The 19,600-nt window shown below is 40.3% G+C and carries 17 protein-coding genes; 5 read left to right on the top strand and 12 right to left on the bottom strand.

The features are described 5' to 3' along the window. Window positions 1-131: 131 nt before the first annotated feature. Entirely contained in the window at window positions 132-1,502 is a 1,371-nt protein-coding gene (locus H0185_RS18915; RefSeq protein ID WP_221875055.1) for an MFS transporter, read from the bottom strand. Window positions 1,503-2,453: 951 nt separating this feature from the next. Between H0185_RS18915 and H0185_RS18910 the strand changes: the two genes are divergently transcribed. Further along, window positions 2,454-4,088: a long-chain-fatty-acid--CoA ligase gene (locus tag H0185_RS18910; protein WP_221875054.1), complete on the top strand. Its 1,635-nt coding sequence runs from the start codon at window positions 2,454-2,456 to the stop codon at window positions 4,086-4,088. 50 nt (window positions 4,089-4,138) lie between these two features. On the opposite strand, the gene H0185_RS18905 is transcribed toward H0185_RS18910, so the two are convergent. The 3 genes from H0185_RS18905 to H0185_RS18895 all read right to left on the bottom strand — a co-directional run bounded on the left by H0185_RS18905 (window position 4,139) and on the right by H0185_RS18895 (window position 8,037). After that, complete coding sequence (locus H0185_RS18905) at window positions 4,139-5,386, bottom strand: MFS transporter (protein WP_221875053.1); 1,248 nt, start codon at window positions 5,384-5,386, stop codon at window positions 4,139-4,141. Between the two features lie 1,103 nt (window positions 5,387-6,489). Continuing rightward, the gene (locus H0185_RS18900; protein ID WP_221875052.1) at window positions 6,490-7,014 is read right to left on the bottom strand and encodes a type 1 glutamine amidotransferase domain-containing protein; all 525 of its coding nucleotides are present in this window, start codon (window positions 7,012-7,014) and stop codon (window positions 6,490-6,492) included. 102 nt (window positions 7,015-7,116) lie between these two features. After that, window positions 7,117-8,037 (bottom strand): alpha/beta hydrolase, encoded by a 921-nt coding sequence (locus H0185_RS18895; protein ID WP_221875051.1) that lies wholly within the window; start codon window positions 8,035-8,037, stop codon window positions 7,117-7,119. A 200-nt stretch (window positions 8,038-8,237) separates the two neighbouring features. Between H0185_RS18895 and H0185_RS18890 the strand changes: the two genes are divergently transcribed. Both H0185_RS18890 and H0185_RS18885 read left to right on the top strand, forming a co-directional pair. Beyond that, window positions 8,238-8,927: a C40 family peptidase gene (locus H0185_RS18890; protein WP_221875050.1), complete on the top strand. Its 690-nt coding sequence runs from the start codon at window positions 8,238-8,240 to the stop codon at window positions 8,925-8,927. A gap of 151 nt (window positions 8,928-9,078) precedes the next feature. Beyond that, the gene (locus H0185_RS18885) at window positions 9,079-9,234 is read left to right on the top strand and encodes a hypothetical protein (RefSeq protein WP_221875049.1); all 156 of its coding nucleotides are present in this window, start codon (window positions 9,079-9,081) and stop codon (window positions 9,232-9,234) included. A 61-nt stretch (window positions 9,235-9,295) separates the two neighbouring features. Here H0185_RS18885 and H0185_RS18880 read toward each other — a convergent pair whose 3' ends face one another. The 4 genes from H0185_RS18880 to H0185_RS18865 form a co-directional block, all read right to left on the bottom strand. Next, window positions 9,296-10,123, bottom strand: a complete 828-nt coding sequence (locus tag H0185_RS18880) for a glycosyltransferase family 2 protein (protein ID WP_221875048.1) — start codon at window positions 10,121-10,123, stop codon at window positions 9,296-9,298. Window positions 10,124-10,362: 239 nt separating this feature from the next. Next, entirely contained in the window at window positions 10,363-11,139 is a 777-nt protein-coding gene (locus H0185_RS18875; RefSeq protein ID WP_221875047.1) for a divergent polysaccharide deacetylase family protein, read from the bottom strand. 131 nt (window positions 11,140-11,270) lie between these two features. After that, the gene (locus H0185_RS18870; RefSeq protein ID WP_221875046.1) at window positions 11,271-12,365 is read right to left on the bottom strand and encodes a DUF1648 domain-containing protein; all 1,095 of its coding nucleotides are present in this window, start codon (window positions 12,363-12,365) and stop codon (window positions 11,271-11,273) included. A gap of 64 nt (window positions 12,366-12,429) precedes the next feature. After that, a complete protein-coding gene (locus tag H0185_RS18865) occupies window positions 12,430-12,825 on the bottom strand; it encodes a GntR family transcriptional regulator (RefSeq protein ID WP_221875045.1) in 396 nt (131 codons plus the stop codon). A 242-nt stretch (window positions 12,826-13,067) separates the two neighbouring features. Between H0185_RS18865 and H0185_RS18860 the strand changes: the two genes are divergently transcribed. Then, window positions 13,068-13,454: a YuzC family spore coat inner layer protein gene (locus H0185_RS18860; RefSeq protein ID WP_221875044.1), complete on the top strand. Its 387-nt coding sequence runs from the start codon at window positions 13,068-13,070 to the stop codon at window positions 13,452-13,454. Window positions 13,455-13,600: 146 nt separating this feature from the next. Here H0185_RS18860 and H0185_RS24525 read toward each other — a convergent pair whose 3' ends face one another. Further along, entirely contained in the window at window positions 13,601-14,044 is a 444-nt protein-coding gene (locus H0185_RS24525; protein ID WP_221875043.1) for a YkvA family protein, read from the bottom strand. Window positions 14,045-14,717: 673 nt separating this feature from the next. Here H0185_RS24525 and H0185_RS18850 point away from each other — a divergent pair. Further along, on the top strand, window positions 14,718-15,158 hold the full coding sequence (locus H0185_RS18850) for a DUF6376 family protein (protein ID WP_221875042.1): 441 nt from the start codon (window positions 14,718-14,720) through the stop codon (window positions 15,156-15,158). A 123-nt stretch (window positions 15,159-15,281) separates the two neighbouring features. Here H0185_RS18850 and H0185_RS18845 read toward each other — a convergent pair whose 3' ends face one another. From H0185_RS18845 to H0185_RS18835, 3 genes are all read right to left on the bottom strand, one after another. Then, entirely contained in the window at window positions 15,282-16,832 is a 1,551-nt protein-coding gene (locus tag H0185_RS18845) for a bifunctional GNAT family N-acetyltransferase/carbon-nitrogen hydrolase family protein (protein ID WP_221875041.1), read from the bottom strand. Window positions 16,833-17,102: 270 nt separating this feature from the next. Then, on the bottom strand, window positions 17,103-17,540 hold the full coding sequence (locus tag H0185_RS18840; protein ID WP_221875040.1) for a PaaI family thioesterase: 438 nt from the start codon (window positions 17,538-17,540) through the stop codon (window positions 17,103-17,105). 343 nt (window positions 17,541-17,883) lie between these two features. Further along, window positions 17,884-19,548, bottom strand: a complete 1,665-nt coding sequence (locus tag H0185_RS18835; protein ID WP_221875039.1) for a glycoside hydrolase family 13 protein — start codon at window positions 19,546-19,548, stop codon at window positions 17,884-17,886. Window positions 19,549-19,600 lie beyond the last annotated feature (52 nt).

Genomic DNA, 19,600 nt, shown 5'->3' with positions numbered 1-19,600 from the left:
TAACAAAAAAAAAGAGAGAAGTGCTAATTAAATAGCATTCCTCTCAATAAAATATTATTCGTTTGTGAGATCACCTTTTGCTTCCGAAAGCGGCGCATGGTAGTTTTTATGTCTGACACCCCTCACAACCTTCATCTCTTTCTTCTTTGCAATTCAGCCAATACTGTCGGGTACTCCTTGTCTAGTTTAAACATCAACATAATAACTAGTTGCAATACCCCTAAAGCAATTGGGATGTAGATATTTAAAGCCAAAATCATTTGAAGTGTTAACCCCGTTTGTTCAGCTGCTCCACCTACGTAACCACCAAATCCTAGTAACCAACCAATTAACGCAAGACCAAGACCTGTTCCAACCTTAATTCCAAAGCTTGCACCACTGTTAACAAGGCCCTCAGTCCGAACTCCCGTCTTGTACTCCCCATATTCTACCGTGTCATTGATCATCGCAAACAATAAGGCAATCGGAGGAATGGCACCAATTCCAGCCAAACCTGAACCACCCAAGAATAAAACGACATTTGTGGGGTCAATCAGTTTTAACGATTGCGCAACAACATAAATAATCGCACCAACTACGGCCATATTGCGCTTTCCATATCTTTTTACAAGTGGTGTTAAGAAAAACATTCCAATCAACATGGGCACTGAAACAGCTAGTCCATAAAATGGGAAATAGCCAATATTCCCTAAAATATACTGGGAGTAATATAAGGCCGCACCTTGCGTTAGCGCAGTAGTTGCGTAGAAAATCAAACAATAACCTGTAATCATCACCCAGTATTTGTTCTTTGTTAAGGCCTTAAATCCTTCTTTTGCCGACACCTTCTCAGCATGATCCCCATAGGAGGAACTTCTTTCTTTTACAACAAGGAAGGTCACATAAAGCGATGCAAACGTGATGACACCGTAAATCACCGCTAACATTGTCCAACCTATCTTAGCAACCAAAGGCTGTGTTAACGTCATCACGACCAACGTTCCTGTCATAATAAAAATACCCGCATACACGTTTGCCGTTGATCGGCTGTTCTGATCCTGGGTCATAACGCCAAGTAAGGTTTTATAAGGAATTGAAACCGCTGTGTAAAGCAAGATAAATAATAGATAAGTAGCATAAGCATAAACAATCTTCCCCGTGTCACTAAGGTTAGGAACTGAGAATAATAGAATCGTTGTGATAGCAAGCGGAAAGGACATCCATAACAACCAAGGACGCGCTTTCCCGTGTTTAGATTTTGTCACATCAACAATTGCACCCATTCCAAAATCGGTTACGCCGTCAAAGAGCCTTGAAACTAACATCAACGTTCCAACTGTCGCTGCACCAATACCAGCCACATCCGTGTAGTAATACGTTAGGAAAGCGCCAATCAATGTCCACACCGTGAAGATTCCAAAGCTCCCTAGCCCATACGTCCACATTTCCTTCTGACCAGGTTTTTCTACCTGCGTACGTACTTTCGTGCTCAATAAGTCTTGTTTCAACTGTTTAGCCAGCATGTTCTTATCTCCTTTTACTTAAAAAAATGAAAGATTCATCCATAGAAGTGAATTGAACAAAGTTGATAGATTACGGTAAATCTAAATCCGAATAAAAATTATTATTCAAAATGAAGACTAAAAGTGACATTCCCCTAACTAAATAACCGGTTAGTATCTTAAGATAACACTAAAGAAGTATCCTTGTTGTTTTCCCCTCCTCTACCGTCCCTTCGCTTCATACCTGCATCGGTTGTGATTTCGACAGCTTTTCTAATTTCCAAATTTATGTACCACTTTAATATATTGGATGTCAAATTACTTGTCAAACATAATTTCAAAATTATTTAAATATTTAAATTAAATTATATCGATATAATAAATACGTAGGATTTCCCTTATCTACCTGCCCGAAATAAAACTTTTTTGTGAAACTCTTATTCTATCGTTTAACCCAAAACAAATAGATAGAAACAAGGATTCCCTTTCATTAAGCTGAACTTATTCCCCTTCATTCCTTAGTAAAGACCAGTAAAAAAACAACCTTCCCATTTTACAACCGTTGTTTTTTCAAAATAACGTACTCATCATAGTCCTATCACTCTGTTACTAATTCGGATGGTACTTTCCATGTGACTCTATTCTTTCTGTAAGGAAGTTACGATCAGCTTTTTATGAGAACTAGCACACAATAATACCTTTTTCACCATTACCTATATTTACGACTCGGAATTGTTAAAAATAATCGAACATTCAAAAACTTTACGACAAATTTCGATACGATTCACACGTTGACAACTAGGAAAAACCGCGATAATTAGGGAATTATAAAAATAGAATTTTTTTAATTGTGGGATTATGTCGACAATTATGCGTTTACATTTTTTCGTTTTATTTCAATAATTGTGGATGAGTACTTCATATATTTATCTAAATATAACAATTCAAGTTCATTTCTAGGAGGGTAATAGTATGGTCTATCGTTCAAAACCTTGGCTAAAATGGTATGAGTCAAAAATTGATGAGCATGTAAGCGTTAAATATGAGTCTCTTTATGATTTCTTAGAGGATGCTGTTGGAAGATTCGGCAATAAGCCGGCATTCACGTTTTATGGCAAGCAGTTTAGCTTTAATGAAACAAAAGCCATTGTTGATCGCCTTTCCGTTCATTTACATAATCAAGGATTTCAAAAGGGAGATCGCGTAGCGGTTATGCTACCAAATACTCCACATTATATTTTCGCCCTATTTGCAATCTTCCGTTTGGGTGGGATTGCTGTTCAAGTAAATCCAATGTATGTTGAGAGAGAGATTGCTTTTGTATTAGAAGATTCTGGTGCGAAGTATATGTTTGCTCTTGATGCTTTCTATCCAAAGATCAAGAAAGTACAAGCTGACACATATTTAAAACATATTGTCGCAATCGGACTTGGTGAAAAGGCAGAGCTTGCTAGTGAGGATGTTTACTTCGAAGAGGCTGCCCATGCTGTTGGTGAAATCGAGGAATGCTCAATCAATCCATTTGAGGATGTAGCGATTTTACAATACACAGGCGGAACCACTGGTGTGCCTAAAGGTGTAATGCTCACACACAATAACCTTCTAGCAAACTTTAATCAAGTCTGTGACGCGATTTATAAGCCACTTGAAAATAAACCTGAGGACTTCAAAATGATTACCGTCCTTCCAATGTTCCATGTATATGGACTTTCAAGTGTTGCCCTTTGCGGAATTAGAGAAGGTGCAAATCAAATTGTATTACCACGATTTGATGTACAAGAAGTAATTGAAACAGTTAAGCGTGAAAAGCCATTCTTATTTGCGGCTGTTCCTACAATGTATTTCGGACTAAACAGCCAACCAGAATTATTAAAAGATGCTGGTTTTGATCAACTGTATTTTGTAGGAAGCGGCGGAGCTCCACTACCAGTTGAACAAGCGAAGGCATTTCAAAAAATTACTGGTGCTCAAGTAAATGATGGATACGGCCTTTCTGAGGCGTCACCAACTGTTATTTTCACTCCTCCGTTCCTTCCAGCTAAAGAAGGAAGTATCGGAATTCCAGTTCAAAGCACCATCGTGCGCATCGTTCGCGAAGAAAACGGCGAGTATGTTGATGCTCCTGTTGGCGAAGCAGGTGAACTGATTGTAAAAGGACCACAAGTCATGAAAGGCTACTGGAACCGTCCAAAGGATACCGAACAGGCGCTTAAAGACGGCTGGTTGCATACAGGAGACATTGCAAAGATGGATGAAGATGGTTATTTCTACATCCTTGACCGCAGCAAAGATATGATCATTGCCAGCGGCTACAATGTTTATCCACGTGAAGTCGAAGAAGTTCTTTACGGCCTTGATGGTGTTGAAGAAGCAATCGTTATCGGCCTTCCAGATGAGTACCGTGGTGAAACGGTTAAAGCATTTGTAAAATTAAAAGCTGATTCTACTCTTACTGTAGAAGAAATTCTAGCATTTGGGAAAGAGAATCTTGCTCCTTACAAAGCACCAAAAGCAGTTGAAATTCTTGAAGAGCTTCCAAAATCAGCGGTTGGAAAACTGTTAAGAAGAGAGCTTCGCGATCAGGAATTAAAGAAAGTTCAAGCTTAAGTAGAATTGATTTTAACCACCCCTTCATTGTGAATGGGGTGGTTTTCTGTCTAGCCTCTTTTTGCGGTTTCTGCTTTATTTTTAATAGAAAGATAGCTTAACATCATAAAAACAATGACCATCAGAATGGTGATAAAAAGCCAGCCTGAAGCAAAGCTTCCAGTTTGGTCGACCAATAAGCCATAAATCGGGGGAATCAGCACCACGCCAATCGAGCCAAATGTTAGGCTTACTCCGCTAGAGATTCCAGATTGTTCGCGTGGGACAATTTCAGTGGCAAGGTTCATCCAGATTCCATTAAAGCCGGAAATTGAAAAGCCAAATACGACAACAATTGGAACCATTACCCCGAACGAAGCATCTGAGGTGAAGGCAACGGTCAGGCTCGATATAGCTGTTAAAATCGTAATAATGATTAAGATGATAATTCGGTTGCTATTAAACAAGAAATCACTGATCATCCCCCACGCTATCCTTCCCAAAGAACCACTAACTTCTGAGATAACTAATAGAATGCCAGAAAGAAATAAAGAGATTCCTAGCTTTTCATGCGCGTATAAAACAATGTAAGTATTCAAACACATTTGGGATCCACTAAGGCCAAAAGCACTTAAACTCACAAGCATGAGCGCTTTATTTTTCATTAGCTTAAACATCGACTTATAAAAGGAACCTAGACTTTCTTGACTCGCTGATTGTGTTTGTTCTGGTGGGTCGCGGTATAGAAAGTAGGAAAGGACCCCACTTAGCAGTAGAAGGACGCAAGCTCCTAGTAACACTGGGCGCCAGCCATATTCAGCTCCTAGCGGCAGTAGAATTAAACCTGCTAGGGCAGCACCAGCTGTCACGCCAGTCTGCTTAATCCCCATAGCCGTTCCGCGCTGTTTATTTGAAAACCAATAAATGATTCCCTTATTCGTAATTGGATGCATGCTTCCATACCCGAGACCACCTAAGGCAACAAAGAAAAGCACTGCAGCAAAATGACCAATAAAAGTCATGACGAGAAAGCCGATACCGACACAAAAGGCGGCCGCCATCAACAATTTCCGTGAGCCATATTTATCCGTTAACATCCCTGCCGGTACAGCTGCCACCATTTGCCCAAAAAATAGCGCAGCAGGCAACATCCCAATTTGAGATTTCGTTAAGGTTAAGTCTTCACCAATTAGGACCCCTAGCGGACCGATGCTCCTACCGACAAACGCCACCAATAATTGAGCCAACAGTAAAAACAACAACATCCTCCAAGGCTCAGCCATAGGACCAAACCGATGTTTTGCTTTAGAATCACTCATTTTTATTCGCCTCTTTTGTGGACCATTATTGTTGGATACCCGAATTTTATAAGTTCCATCATACCATATATTGGCTGATTATTTCCGGGGAACCTCGCTCTTCCTACAGGATTGAAAACCTTTTTTAATCAAACGTTTGATTAAAATTGCCTTGGTAGATCAAGGCTGAGAGGACTTTAGGTCGAAGTAAATATTCGTTTCGCAGAATATAGCGGCTTATTATTTTGGGGCCTACTGTTGGCAAACTACACTTCATTCATCTCCCATACTCGGAGTATCGACTTGAGTTTGGGCATTAGAACAGCTTCTCGCTTCCCATACTAGAACCTGGCGCTTGAGTTTGGGCATCGAGACAGCTTCTCGCTTCCCATACTAGAACCTGACTCTTGAGTTTGGGCACCGAGACAGCTTCTCGCTTCTCATACTAGAACCTGACTCTTGAGTTTGGGCATCGAGACAGCTTCTCGCTTCCCATACTTGAACCTGACTCTTGAGTTTGGGCACCGATACAGCTTCTCGCTTCCCATACTAGAACCTGACTCTTGAGTTTGGGCATCGAGACAGCTTCTCGCTTCCCATACTAGAACCTGACTCTTGAGTTTGGGCACCGAGATAGCTTCTCGCTTCCCATACTAGAACCTGGCGCTTGAGTTTGGGCACCGATACAGCTTCTCGCTTCCCATACTAGAACCTGACTCTTGAGTTTGGGCACCGAGACAGCTTCTCGCTTCCCATACTAGAACCTGACTCTTGAGCTTGGGCACCGATACAGCTTCTCGCTTCCCATACTAGAACCTGACTCTTGAGTTTGGGCACCGAGACAGCTTCTCGCTTCCCATACTTGAACCTGACTCTTGAGTTTGGGCACCGAGACAGCTTCTCGCTTCTCCTACTGCATCCTGACGCTTGAGGTTTAGGTATTGAGAAGGCTCTTCAGTCGCATACTTTGCATGTCATGCTTGGTTTGGGCAGCAAAACAACTTATAGTTCAAAGATTAGGTGTCCATAGGTCGAGGCTTGGTAATGACATCCTTAAAACCCCAAAAAAGAGAGAGCTGCGGATTCGCACAACCCTCCCTTTTGATGTTAAGTCAATACAGAATTTACTTCTCCGTTAACACATTAATAAATTCCCTTAGGTAATCCGGTAGATCCGGTGGGCGACGGCTTGATACTAGGTGCCCATCTGTGACAACTGGTTCATCAAACCAAGTAGCTCCGGCGTTTTCCATATCATCCCGAATGCCTGGCGTACTTGTCACCTTTTTCCCTTGAAGGATCTTTGCTGAAATCAGTACCCAGCCTGCGTGACATATTTGTCCAATAGGCTTCTGATCCTGATCCATTTCTTGAAGCAAAGTTAGCACCTCTGGAAAGCGGCGAATTTTATCAGGTGCCCATCCTCCTGGAACGAGAATCGCATCATAGTTCTCCGCTTTTACTTCGGAGTAAGCCAAATCCGATTCAGCTGGAACACCATATTTCCCAATATATTTTACCTTCGCTTCTTCCCCAGCAAGATCGACAATCGCTCCCTCTTCCCGGAGTCGTAAGATCGGGTACCAAAGCTCTAAATCCTCAAAATCGTGGTGAACAAGGCTAACCACCTTTTTACCTTTTAATCGCACATTCTTCACTTCCCTTCTGTCATTTTAAATAAACGTACTGCCAACGATTATAACCTGAAGGAGAAGGATTCCCAAATGATTGAATTACAAATGAGACGTAAATTAGTCCAACCGCTTCTCTATCCACTCCAAGATATCTTGATAAACTTCTAATTTATTCGTCTCATTCAATATCTCATGCCTTGCGCCTGGGTAAAATTTGTAAGACACATCCTTCAAACCGACAGATTGGAGCTGATGATAGTTTTGAAGCACACCTTTCGTATTTTTCCCTACAGGGTCTTTGTCCCCCGACAAAAGAGAAACGGGTAAATCCTTAGGAATTCGCGCATCTTCTTCATATAGAGACAGTAACCCTTTGAGGAAGTCTTCAAAAAAACCTGCAGTAAACACACCACCACAGAGCGGATCTGCAAGATAAGTATCCACTTCATTTTCATCTCGTGTGAGCCAATCAAACTCTGTTCTCGCCGGGTTAAACGCTTTGTTGTAGCTTCCAAATGTTAAACTGTTCATACGCGGGCTTGGAGTGCGCCTACCAAGTTTTCGTGCTTCTCGTACTGCTAAATAATGACCGATCTTCCCCACAAATCCAGGATGGCCCCCTGTGCCAGTAAAAATGGTTCCATCAAGTTGTTCACCATATAGTTGAATATAACGCCGCGCAAGGAAGGAACCCATACTATGCCCTAGCAAAAAAAACGGTGCATTCGGGTAGTCTTGCTTGATGACATCTGTAAGCAGCTTCATATCTGCTACGACTGTTTCAAAGCCATTTTCATCTGCATAATATCCTCGGTCTTCATCCATCTCTTCCGTTTTTCCGTGACCCCGGTGGTCATTTCCATAAACGTAGATTCCCTGTTGAACGAGAAATTGCGCAAAATCACCATAACGTCCAATATGTTCTGCCATCCCATGTGCAATTTGCAGAATCGCCTTAGGCTCCCCTTCCGCAATCCACTTCCTAGCAAAAATACGTTTCCCATCTTGACTATGAAAATAAAAAGTAGCAGTCTCCACCTATTTTCCTCCCTTAATTTGAAACACTTTCTGTAATCCACATTTTTTTCTATAGTATTTCATAACTCGCCAGACTCTTCACCTGTTAGTATCGATTAATGTCGCAATTTGTAATATAACCGTAATTTTTCTGTTACCAGAATGTAAACGCTTACGGAGTATACTAGTTTTATCATATTAGGAACCGGGGGGCAACTACCTTGTTTAAGAGAATACTAGCAGCACTAGTACTAATTCTATTAATAGCAACCGCAGTACCGGCAATGAACCAAGCATCCGCTTCAGGGACCCCTTATTATGTAAAAATTAATTCTGGAACTTTAAATATGCGGAAAACAGCAACAACCAGTTCTAACGTCGTAACGAAACTTGCAAAAGGAACTGCGGTGACTGTCCACAGCCAATCCAACGGTTGGGCTAAGGTGACCGCAAACGGAAAACAAGGATTTGTTAGCTCAAAATATATTGCTCCAAAAGCAGCAACAAAAAGTACAACAGCTGCTAAAAGTACCGTACCTGCCAAAACCACAGACTATCGTACTAAAGCCATTTCAGTTGCTAAAAGCCACCAGGGCGTAAAATACAAATGGGGCGGGACTACACCAAAAGGCTTTGACTGCTCTGGCTTTGTCTCCTATTCATACAAACAGGCTGGTGTCACGCTTCCGCGAACAGCAGCGGAAATGTATACAAAAGGCACCGCAGTTAAATCGTTAGCACCTGGAGACTTAGTGTTCTATGCAACAAGTGGTGGCAAAAAGGTCACTCATGTTGCCATGTACATCGGCAATGGACAAGTTATCCATTCGACAACTTCCGCTGGTGTTAGCATTACCAGTATGAACAACTCTTATTGGAAAGCAAGATACATTGGATCAAAGCGTATATAAAGTGGCCGAGCTGGCCGCTTTTTTTTCACCCTAAAACGAATAAGTCTTCCAGATTAGAATCACCTTAAGTGAGAAAAGGGTTCATTGTCCCAATCCCAAGAGAGACAAAGGGACAGGTTCATTGTCCCACCCTTAAGATAGAGGTGAGAAGATGAAAAAATATACTGACGTAGGAACAGATATCGAAAAGGTCAAACAGCAAAATGCCAATTCTGGGATGTCCTACAATGAAGTGAAAGAGTATTTAGCAAAGACAATGGCTCAAAATCCCCCTTCCTCAGATAGTATGGAAATACGCAGAAAATAATTCTCAAAGGTAAAGGATGGTCAACTATAAGAATGGTTGGCCTCTCTTTTTTGAACAAGGTTCATCTAATGTCTTCTTTCTCTCGAACAAGCCTTGATACAAAAGACATTCCATCCCAAAGTACCTTACTTTCAGCCTGTCTTTGTTTAACCTCTGGTTCCTCTAACAATAAAAAGAAGTTTTTAGATGGAAGTTCTCCAAGATTGTGCTTTTCACCAAGGCGATTTAAGTAAAACTTCCGTGGTTCAAGGTCCTTTGACTGATTGTTATTAAAATCGGAGAAATCATATAACACACCTGCTACTGCAACTCGCTTAACACGAAATTGCTCCACAACACGCAGAAAGAAGTCCCAATCCCAATAATTATGAACAGCTGGATCAAACAATCCAATCTTGTCGTGAAGCTCTCTTCGATATAAGCATCCTGATGCTACAAAAGTGGAGAACCTCCTCATCCCTTGAAGATCCATTTCATAAGCAAACAAACGTCTTTCAACTGGAACTCGCCTCTGATTTTTCAGCTCAAACCGAACGATTTCAACATCAGAATAAAGCAAGTCGTAATCCTTGCTTTCTTTAACCATTGTTTCAATATGTGTAGGCACAAGCAAGTCGTCATCGTCAATGAGCATGATCCATTCTCCTTTTGCCTGCTGAATTCCGGTATTCCTAGCAAGAACATGTTTAGAGTTTTTCTCCATTTCAATGATTTTAATATCCAAATCATCGTACAAAGCTTTAACCTTGTCGACACTTTCCCCATAGTCATTAACGATAATCACTTCAAAATCCTTGAAGGTTTGTCTACTTAATGATTCTACTAGCTCCGCTAGAAGCAAGGGACGATTATAGGTAGCAATCACGATAGATATGAGCGGCTTATCCATTCTCTTCAACCCCTACATTTATACTAATTTAGTCCTAATAAGAGTCTATACCTTAATACCTATTATTATGAAGCTAAACGGTGGTACCTTCAAGAATGTTTTTACCAAAAAATGTATCTATAATCTCTCTATGTACAGCTAGCTTTCAATGGAAAAGGCCGATTCTCCATAGCTAGAGAATCGACCTTTTTGTATTAACACGCAAAATTGAAAATGGATGATTCAACGCAAACCTTCCCTTAAGGCAATTCGTGATCTAGTCGATCGAAGTCAGGAATTAATGCAGAGACTGGAACAAGTTCCGCTTGTCTTTTATATTCTGGAATATAGCTCTTAAGCGCAGTAACCACCTTATCACCTGTTACTCCTACATGTCCAATTGCAATCAGTTGTTCCTGCTCCTCTAATTGTTGAGCAAGCAAGGAGGCTTGGCGCTGGATATGTCTTGCAGAATAAACATGATCAAAAAACAAATTATTTTCTACGTACGGAACACCTAGTTCTCTTGCTACCTTTGGGATAACACTGTTACCCGTAGTTTTACTATCTAGATAAAAAAAGCCCTTTTCTTTACAAACTGTTAAAATAATTCTCATCACACGCTCATCTTCAGTCACCTTTGACCCCATATGATGATTCATTCCTACAGCAAATGGAACTTCAGCAATCGCCTGCTCCACCCTTTTTCTAATTTCTTGATCAGAAAGATCCGTTGTAATCGCACCAGGACCAAGCCAACTTTTCTTTCCCTTTTTTGGTTCCATCGGCAAATGCACGATAACCTCATGACCCTTTTCATGTGCCTTCTTCGCATCACTTGCTGTGGTAGGTAAAAATGGCATCACCGCAACCGTAAGGGGAACCTGAAGATTAAGCATATCTTCCGTACCTTTCATGCCATTTCCAAAATCATCAATCACAATCGCTAACTCTTTGTTAGCCTTTTGCTCAGCGTGAACTTGAATGGTTGTTAGCATACAGGTAAAGCTAACCAGAATAGCTAGTAACATTCTCATCGGCTTCATCACTCCTTTTTCTCTTTAAGATGCTCAGAATTGGAGGATTCATCCAATGAAAAAAGCCTATCTAGCATACTAGACAGGCATAATATCGGAAATATTTAGTTGTAGAATAGCGCACAATATGCTTAAATAACAAAACTCACGACTAAAATAAGTACGATTGGCCCTAACACTAGTAAATAGCCTTTAGGATTCGCAAAGTTCAATGTCATACCGACACCAAAGCGTTTTTCTACAAAGATGGATGGGTCATTTTTATTAAAATAAAACAGTCCACCCTTCCAATATTGATCCTCATCAAAATCAGCCATTCCTGCAACAGACTCGGACCCGATATCTTCTCCGGCTCGCCCAACCTTAACTGCAAATACCACTGTTCCCCCTAATACCACTAGCAAGAACACAAATGGGACAATCAGCATTACCCCTTCGCCAAACATTCCCTCATGAATCGTGGATAGCTGTAAAAAGGAGAAAAGCATTGTAATGAGAATGCTCGTAATAAACATAAACCAGCTCGTATACTTTCTTAAGGTCAACTGACGAATCCGAGAGGCAGTCGTTCTTGTTGCACTTAATTTTATTCCCGACCGCTTTGTGGTTTCGTTAATCATCAGGAACATCGCTTGCATCACCAATAAAATTAAAAGTGTTGAGATGGCCGATGCAGGACTTTTCGGTGTAAATGCATCTGGCTGACCATTTGGTCCCCAATGAGTAGGAATCTGGTCTGGTAGCGAAGGATATTGAAGCACGGTATAAATGATGACACCTAAAGTTACGAGCATCGGGAAAAGGTACATATACCAAGGAAGCATCTCATCCTGAGAACGTACCGACAAATCCGAGATTTTCACTTGTCTACTATCTTCACCCCATTTTTCAGCTCTTTTTAACTGAGATGTTCTTGCATGAAAATAGACATAACAGGCTAAACTCACAAACATGATGGCAAATGGTAGAGCAATTCCAACTAAAAAGAGCTGCCCATCCACAGGATTTGCTTGCATCCCCCACACCCAGAAGCCTACTAGAACAACTAGTGAAAAACAAGAAACAATGATGGAATATTGTTTCTTAAAGCCCAATAACCTTCGGTCTCTCGTATTTTCATCGGGAATGGTAACACCAAATACAACTGTACGTTTGATCAAATACGGGATGGCAGTCTCCATGATTGCCAAGAAGAAACTAATAATAAAAAGGATTGTCATCTCCATAAAAAATCCTCCAATCTTAACATGAATTTGTAGGCATACCTAGGGCAATGAACTGGAATACAACTCACTTTTTCTCCGCCTCTGCATGTAGGTCTTGAATAATGGAGGTAACCAACTCTTCTACCTGTTCGGTTTGAATGCCTAAAACAAGGGCCTCTGCAATTGCCGATTTCAATTCATCGGTAATATGCTCATAATGATGACTATCTTGAGTCACCACGACTGGCGCCTGAATGACCGCTCCTGATTTTGGGATAATGCGAATGATTCCTCGCTTTTCTAATTCATGGTAGCTTTTATTCACGGTATGCATATTTACCCCGAGATCTCCAGCTAAGGCTCTTACTGAAGGAAGCGAATCTCCTGGACGCATATACCCTCGAGCAATTCCCTCAATAATTTGTTTGGTCAATTGTGTATAGATCGGAGTATCAGCGTGAGGTTCAATGTGAATAATCATTTTACCCCTCCCTTCTGTTCTACCTTTAGTATAACAAAATTTGTTCTATATTGTATAGAACAAATTCACCCAATTTTTGATTTAACATGGCTGTACACTTGAGTAAAACCATTGTTTAACTGGTTTACTTATCAAGACCTATCCACTTTTTCCCTTTAAACCTATGAATACAAGCGTGACCAGGCACGGGTTTGGTCGTCCAATTCATACTAATAATTAAAACTGAGGAGGTCTATCCTGACATGTATGATAATCGCTACTACTGCCAATATCAGAATCCTTATCCACACCAATATTTCTACCAGTCATTCCCTACCCCCTATATCTATCGACAATATCCTGAAGTAGATGACACAATCTTCCATAAATCTGTAATGGCATTTCAAACCATTACGAAAGAATCAAGTACCATTCTTCAGAAATTATCGGATCGGAGCTTCGCCCACAAATTAATGACAGCAGCTCAAAAAGGCAACCAACATGAAGTAGACGGGTTGATGAAATCTATTGGAATTAACACGCCGATTACCACAAAATATACGCCTTCAGGATTAGAGTTAAGAATTCATGCCGATGTTGAAGGGTCTCAATGCTGTACGTTAACCATGTTCCTTAAATGGGGGAACTAAAGAACCATTTGCAAAAGGTGCATACATGAAAATCCATTCTGCAACATTTAAAAAGCGATTTGACTCATTGTTGAGGTCAAACCGCTTTTTCCACTTCCCTTATACTACATGTCGATATGAATACTGCACCCAATCCAAGAAGGAGCTTATTCCTTTTCCTCTTGTTCCTGTTCCCGTTTCCAAGCATTAAATTTATCCAAATCAGCCTTTACTTGTCTTAATGTAAACCCAATCACGGCTGCATCATCCGTAAAGCCAAGTCCCGCAATCACATCTGGAATGGCATCCGCTGGCATCACAAAGTAAAGAATAGCTCCTACAATTAAAACAAGCGATCCATATGGGATATTACGGTAATCACCTTTTATATAAGCCCTCACCAGTTCAAACATCGACTTTAGACTATCCCAAGTCTCCTTTACAAATCCTTTTTTATCTTCCTTATTTTTCACTTTTGCTTCAGCATCGAAAATCAATTTTCTTAGTTTATCTTTATCGTTTAAATACTCTTTCGCCTTATTATTTGCCTCGGCGTTTTTCTCCTTGATTCGATCATCATCGATCTCTTCGGCCTTACGGTTCCAAAACACAAAAATCTCTCCTTCCTATTTCATGTCTATTTGAAGTTAGTATTTTCCTCTTTAAGAATCGCTATTTTCGCATAGAGTGTTGTGATAAATTGCTTGTCTTGTCTTTTCTTCGTTTATTTTTTTAACAATAAATTCCACCAACTGGTGATATTGTAGTTTTCTGAAACGCTATAGAAAGTTTATATTTCCTTTTATTACTAATGCTTAACGGGAAAATAGTACCTCCACCCTTCAGAAAATGAACTAAGAATTACTTTTCCTATATGTACATTATACTCTATTACTCATTCAACAAGATGTAGCCTCACTTGTTTCGTGCTAGGGCAACCATTCACTATCTTTTTATTACCCCGAAAATATCTGACTATTTGACAAATACCTTTACTATTTCCCAGGAAACGACTCTTTCGGAATGTATTTCTCAAGGAACAACTATAGATGTTAGAATGGTACAAAGCCAATTGGAAAATTGTGCGCCTCTACATGGGGATATATTTGATATATATTTAGGAATGAACCGAGCTTAATAGCGGACCAGGTATAGCTTCCCTACACCTAACATCTATCTGAAACCTTTTTCCACTTCATCCGTATTACAAAGGGTATAGAAGAATGTCCACTAGGGTTGACGTTAACATGGATTCTTTTAAAAATATCTAAAAGGTGTGTGTATATGAGAATAGTAAAGACTTTGCTAGTAGTTGCCGTATCCATGTTTTTAAGCGGTTGTTCTTTTTTAGGGGAAGTAAATGAGTCCTTAGATTACGTAAATGAGGCAACCACCCATATCGATACGTTAAATACCTTTGCTGAGGATGCGCCACAACTAGTCCAAGAGGCAATTAGTGACACGGCAGCCAGAGAGGAACTTGAAACTCAACTTGTTTCACTTCAACAGGATATTGAAGAATTTATTAACCTCAATGATGTTCCTTCTATTGCAGAAAACATCCATCAAGAACTCGTTGATAAAAATGAACTTCTCCTTAGTGAGATTAATAAGGTATTAGAGGACGGACAGATCGCTGTAGAAAAACTTGAAGAATCTCAGTTATTCCAAACAGTGAATGAAGTAACAAATTTAATGAATCAACTTGAGAATCTTGGTCAATAGAGTCCCTTGTCAGGGCTCTTTTTTTTAGGTGAAAAAAATAAGCCCGGTAATGCCGGGCTTATCAACTAGAATAGCTAGTTTACTTCTACGAACACTCTGCCATTTCTTCCAATTACAAGCACATTAATTGCCCTCCAAGTTCCTATATTTCACTTCAAACAAATCCCTCCGGCGGTCATGCAACTGTCTAACAGTTCCAGACCTTCTTTGTCTTCTTAAAATTTCAAGGTCAACATCCCCTACAACAACGGTTTCGATATTTGGTGGGCACTCACCGACAATCCCATCACGGGCAAATTCAAAATCAGAAGGAGTAAAAATACCTGATTGTGCATATTGGATATCCATATTTTCCACTTGAGTTAGGTTGCCCACTGTCCCAGCAATGACAGTGTACACTTGGTTTTCAACGGCACGAGCCTGAGCACAGTAGCGAACTCGAAGATAGCCTTGTCGATCATCCGTACAGAACGGGACAAAAATAATATTTGCACCTTGGTCAACTGCGTATCTCGATAATTCTGGGAACTGAATATCATAGCAAATCTGAATCGCAATTTTCCCACAATCAGTATCAAAGACTTTAACCGAATCACCTGGCTGGATCCCCCACCATTTCTTTTCATTCGGAGTGACATGAATTTTATATTGCTTTTCAATCGTCCCGTCTCTGCGGAAGAGATAAGCAATATTGTAGATATGGTCATCCTCTTCAACAAAATGCGAACCACCAATGATGTTCACATTATAGCGGACAGCTAGGTTCGTAAACAGCTCGATATATTCCTCGGTGTACTCAGACAATTTTCTTATGGCTTTTGCCGGTACTTTTTCCTCTAGAAAGGACATTAACTGGGTAGTAAAAATCTCCGGAAACACAGCAAAATCACTACCGAAGTCATAAGCGACATCAACATAATACTCGACTTGCTTGGCAAACTCCTCAAAAGATTCAATGCTTTTCATCATATATTGAATGACCGTAATCCGTACTGGATACGCCGTTTTAAAGTGCCGTTTCGTCTTCGGATGGTAATCAATATTATTCCATTCCATTAATGTCGCATATTTTAAAGATTGGCGATCGTCCGGTAAATAGCCAGGATTAATTCGCATTAGATTAAAACCATTCATAATCTGGAACGTCAGGACTGGGTCATAAATGTTTTGGCTGCTAACTTCTTCAACATATTCACGCGGTGAATATTGATCCTTAAATTTATGGTAATTTGGGATTCGCCCCCCAATAATAATGCTCTTTAAATTTAGCTCTCGTGCTAATTCCTTCCGCGCCTCATACAACCTTCTTCCAATCTTCATTCCTCGATATTCCGGGTCAACCATGACCTCTATGCCATACAGGTTAAAACCTTCTGGGTTATGGTTGGTGATATAGCCGCCATCAGTAATGTCATCCCATGTATGCTTGTCATCGTATTCATCGAAATTAACAATCAAACTCGAGCAACTTCCAATAATCTCGCCATCATATTCGACGCAAAACTGCCCCTCAGGAAAAATCCTCAAATGACTTTCCAATTGCTCCCGCTTCCATGGCACCATATTAGGGAAGCAAACCTTCTGCATTTCTAAAATTTGATCAATATCGTCCTTCGTTATATTTCGAACCTCGAGTTTCTTTTCAAAGTTTGACAAATCCAACTTTTTCGACATACTGTGTTCCGTCCTTTCAAGATACATTGAAATATAAATTAGTGTTTCCGAAAATTGGTGAGACCTTGCAACTTCTGAGCTGTAAACTACATTTTTTGTTTATAAACCGCTGGTTCTTGGACACTTTATTGGGCGCCAATTTTATTGAAACGACCGTTCTGGATAAATACCTTTATCCTCATCTTAGAGAATTCAAACTTTTATCACAAATAAAAAACGTTTCTCACCTAAGTAAGAAACGGAATATCTATTGTATTTATTGGTTAGCATTTACTTCTTTTTATCAAACCGGTAAAAAGTCCCCGATGTCCTGCATAATAACTCGCCTTCTTCATTCTTCACTTCTGCTTCCATGAAACAGACTTTATAACCTTCCTTCACATAGCGAGCGGTTGCGATTAACGCTCCGGTTGTTGTTGCTTTGAAGAATGAGGTTTTCAACTCGAGCGATACATACGGAGCATCCTTCAAGCGAAAATTCAAATGCCCCATTGCAGTATCTGCAATAAAAGTAAAAATTCCGCCATGCACAATACCCGCGGGGTTATACATAATATCCGTAACCGGGCAGGTTATGGTGCACGTCTTCGCTTCCTCATCATAATCAAACTTAAAGTCTAGCATTTTGAACATAAAGATATTCTCAGGTTTCATTTCAAACGTATCATAAGCCTCTTCAACCCGTGCCATAAACTCTTGCTTGTCCATGAAAAATCCCCCTACATATGTAATTGATTCTCTTGCTATCATAACATAGTATTTAGAATTTTGAGATAATAAAATTTAATCATAATGGCACAGACAAAAACCACTGTAGGTCTGCTTTGATCTCTTGGAAAAAAATTAATTCATCTTGCTTATGAAGCCGGTTTCCCACTGATTCTTAGCTAGATTTCGGATTCATCTTGCTTATGAAGCGGGTTCTTCGCCGATTCTCCGCCAGATTCCGGGTTCAGCGACCTTATAAATTGTTTTCCGTGTATGTTTAGGAATGCAAATGGCCGGTTCCCTACTTCCTTTTTGGGAAGTGAAAGAACCGGCCTCTAACTTTCTAAATCCGATATACTCTTGCCTCATACGGGCGGAGCGTAATGTTTTTGATGTCTTCGTCCGCTTTTACTGGGTAATTGTTGATGCAAAGTTCTGCTTTGTTTGCTTGTAAATGTGCTGGCATTGTACATACGGCCTCTTCCGGGAACAAGTTGGTGACAATTAGGAATGTTTCGTCCTTCAAAGTCCGAGTGTAGGCATAGATTTGATCATGGTCTTCTAACACAATGTCGTAATTTCCATACACGAGTGTTTCATTTTCTTTTCGTAGCTCAATCAATTTTTTATAAAAATGATAAATGGAGTCAGGGTCTTTCAATGCGTTCTCGACATTGATCTCTTTATGGTTCGGGTTTACCTTTAACCAAGGGGTACCAGTCGTGAACCCTGCCTGCACCCCATCGTTCCATTGCATTGGTGTTCTAGAGTTATCACGGCCATTCTTCCAAATGATTTCCATGATTTCCTCATGTGATTTGCCTTCTTCACGTTCAATCCTATAAGTATTTTTAATAGAAACATCATTATAATCTTCGATTGAATCAAATTGAACATTGGTCATTCCGATTTCCTGACCTTGATAAATAAATGGGGTTCCTTGCATTAAAAAGTACATCGTTGCTAAACTCTTGGCCGATTTGTTTCTCAATTCACCATCATTGCCCCAAGTTGAAACCGAACGAGGTTGGTCATGGTTTTCAAGGAATAAAGCATTCCATCCCATGCCCTCTAACCCTTTTTGCCATTTGGTTAACGTTTTCTTTAATGCGTGGATGTCGAGGCCGCCCTCGGTACTCTTCCCCCAGAGGTCCAAATGCTCAAACTGGAAAATCATATTGAACTTTCCGTTTTCCTCGCCTACCCATTCATCCGCTTGTTCAACTGTTACACCATTTGCCTCTCCAACCGTCATAATATCGTATTTCGCAAAGGTTTCGCGTTTTAATTCTTCAAGATACACTTGAATTCCCTCGCGATTCATATGTCCCTTCATCGACGGAACATATTTTTTCTTATCAGGATTCGGTAGATCCGGGAAACCAGGTACTTTTTTAATATGAGAAATCGCATCAACACGGAATCCATCGATTCCCTTGTCTAGCCACCAGTTGACCATTTCAAATAACTCTTCGCGCACCTTTGGATTTTCCCAATTCAAGTCCGGTTGCTTACGGGAAAATACGTGCATGAAGTATTCTTTTGTATGCTCATCATACTCCCATGCAGATCCTCCAAAAATAGACTCCCAGTTATTTGGCTCCTTGCCGTTTTTCCCAGGATGCCAAATATAATAATCACGGTATGGGTTTTCCTTAGAAGAACGAGCTTCGATAAACCACGGATGCTCATCTGATGTATGATTGATAACTAAATCCATAATAAGTTTCATTCCACGCACATGGACTTCTGCTAAAAGCTGATCAAAATCCTCCATCGTACCGAACTCATCCATAATTCCTTTATAATCACTGATATCATACCCGTTGTCATCATTCGGTGAAGAGTAAACTGGACTCATCCAAATAACATCGATTCCGAGATTTTTTAAATAGTCTAATTTAGAAATAACGCCCTGGATATCCCCAATTCCATCGCCGTTTGAATCCATAAAACTACGGGGGTACACCTGATACGCAATCGCTTCTTTCCACCATATCTTCTTCATAAAACGAACCTCCTAAATTCTGAACGGCACCTAGTAAATCTACCGGCACCTA

The organism is Mesobacillus maritimus (genome assembly GCF_019749255.1).
Taxonomy (GTDB): Bacteria; Bacillota; Bacilli; order Bacillales; family Cytobacillaceae; genus Mesobacillus_B; species Mesobacillus_B maritimus_A.
This window is presented reverse-complemented; position numbering and strand designations above follow the sequence as displayed.

Coding starts and splice junctions, on each gene's coding strand:
- H0185_RS18910 (WP_221875054.1), top strand. CDS start 2,454: ATGGTCTATCGTTCAAAACCTTGGCTAAAATGGTATGAGTCAAAAATT.
- H0185_RS18840 (WP_221875040.1), bottom strand. CDS start 17,540: ATGGACAAGCAAGAGTTTATGGCACGGGTTGAAGAGGCTTATGATACG.
- H0185_RS18845 (WP_221875041.1), bottom strand. CDS start 16,832: ATGTCGAAAAAGTTGGATTTGTCAAACTTTGAAAAGAAACTCGAGGTT.
- H0185_RS18865 (WP_221875045.1), bottom strand. CDS start 12,825: ATGATTATTCACATTGAACCTCACGCTGATACTCCGATCTATACACAA.
- H0185_RS18835 (WP_221875039.1), bottom strand. CDS start 19,548: ATGAAGAAGATATGGTGGAAAGAAGCGATTGCGTATCAGGTGTACCCC.
- H0185_RS18870 (WP_221875046.1), bottom strand. CDS start 12,365: ATGGAGATGACAATCCTTTTTATTATTAGTTTCTTCTTGGCAATCATG.
- H0185_RS18860 (WP_221875044.1), top strand. CDS start 13,068: ATGTATGATAATCGCTACTACTGCCAATATCAGAATCCTTATCCACAC.
- H0185_RS18875 (WP_221875047.1), bottom strand. CDS start 11,139: ATGAGAATGTTACTAGCTATTCTGGTTAGCTTTACCTGTATGCTAACA.
- H0185_RS18880 (WP_221875048.1), bottom strand. CDS start 10,123: ATGGATAAGCCGCTCATATCTATCGTGATTGCTACCTATAATCGTCCC.
- H0185_RS18915 (WP_221875055.1), bottom strand. CDS start 1,502: ATGCTGGCTAAACAGTTGAAACAAGACTTATTGAGCACGAAAGTACGT.
- H0185_RS18885 (WP_221875049.1), top strand. CDS start 9,079: ATGAAAAAATATACTGACGTAGGAACAGATATCGAAAAGGTCAAACAG.
- H0185_RS18905 (WP_221875053.1), bottom strand. CDS start 5,386: ATGAGTGATTCTAAAGCAAAACATCGGTTTGGTCCTATGGCTGAGCCT.
- H0185_RS18850 (WP_221875042.1), top strand. CDS start 14,718: ATGAGAATAGTAAAGACTTTGCTAGTAGTTGCCGTATCCATGTTTTTA.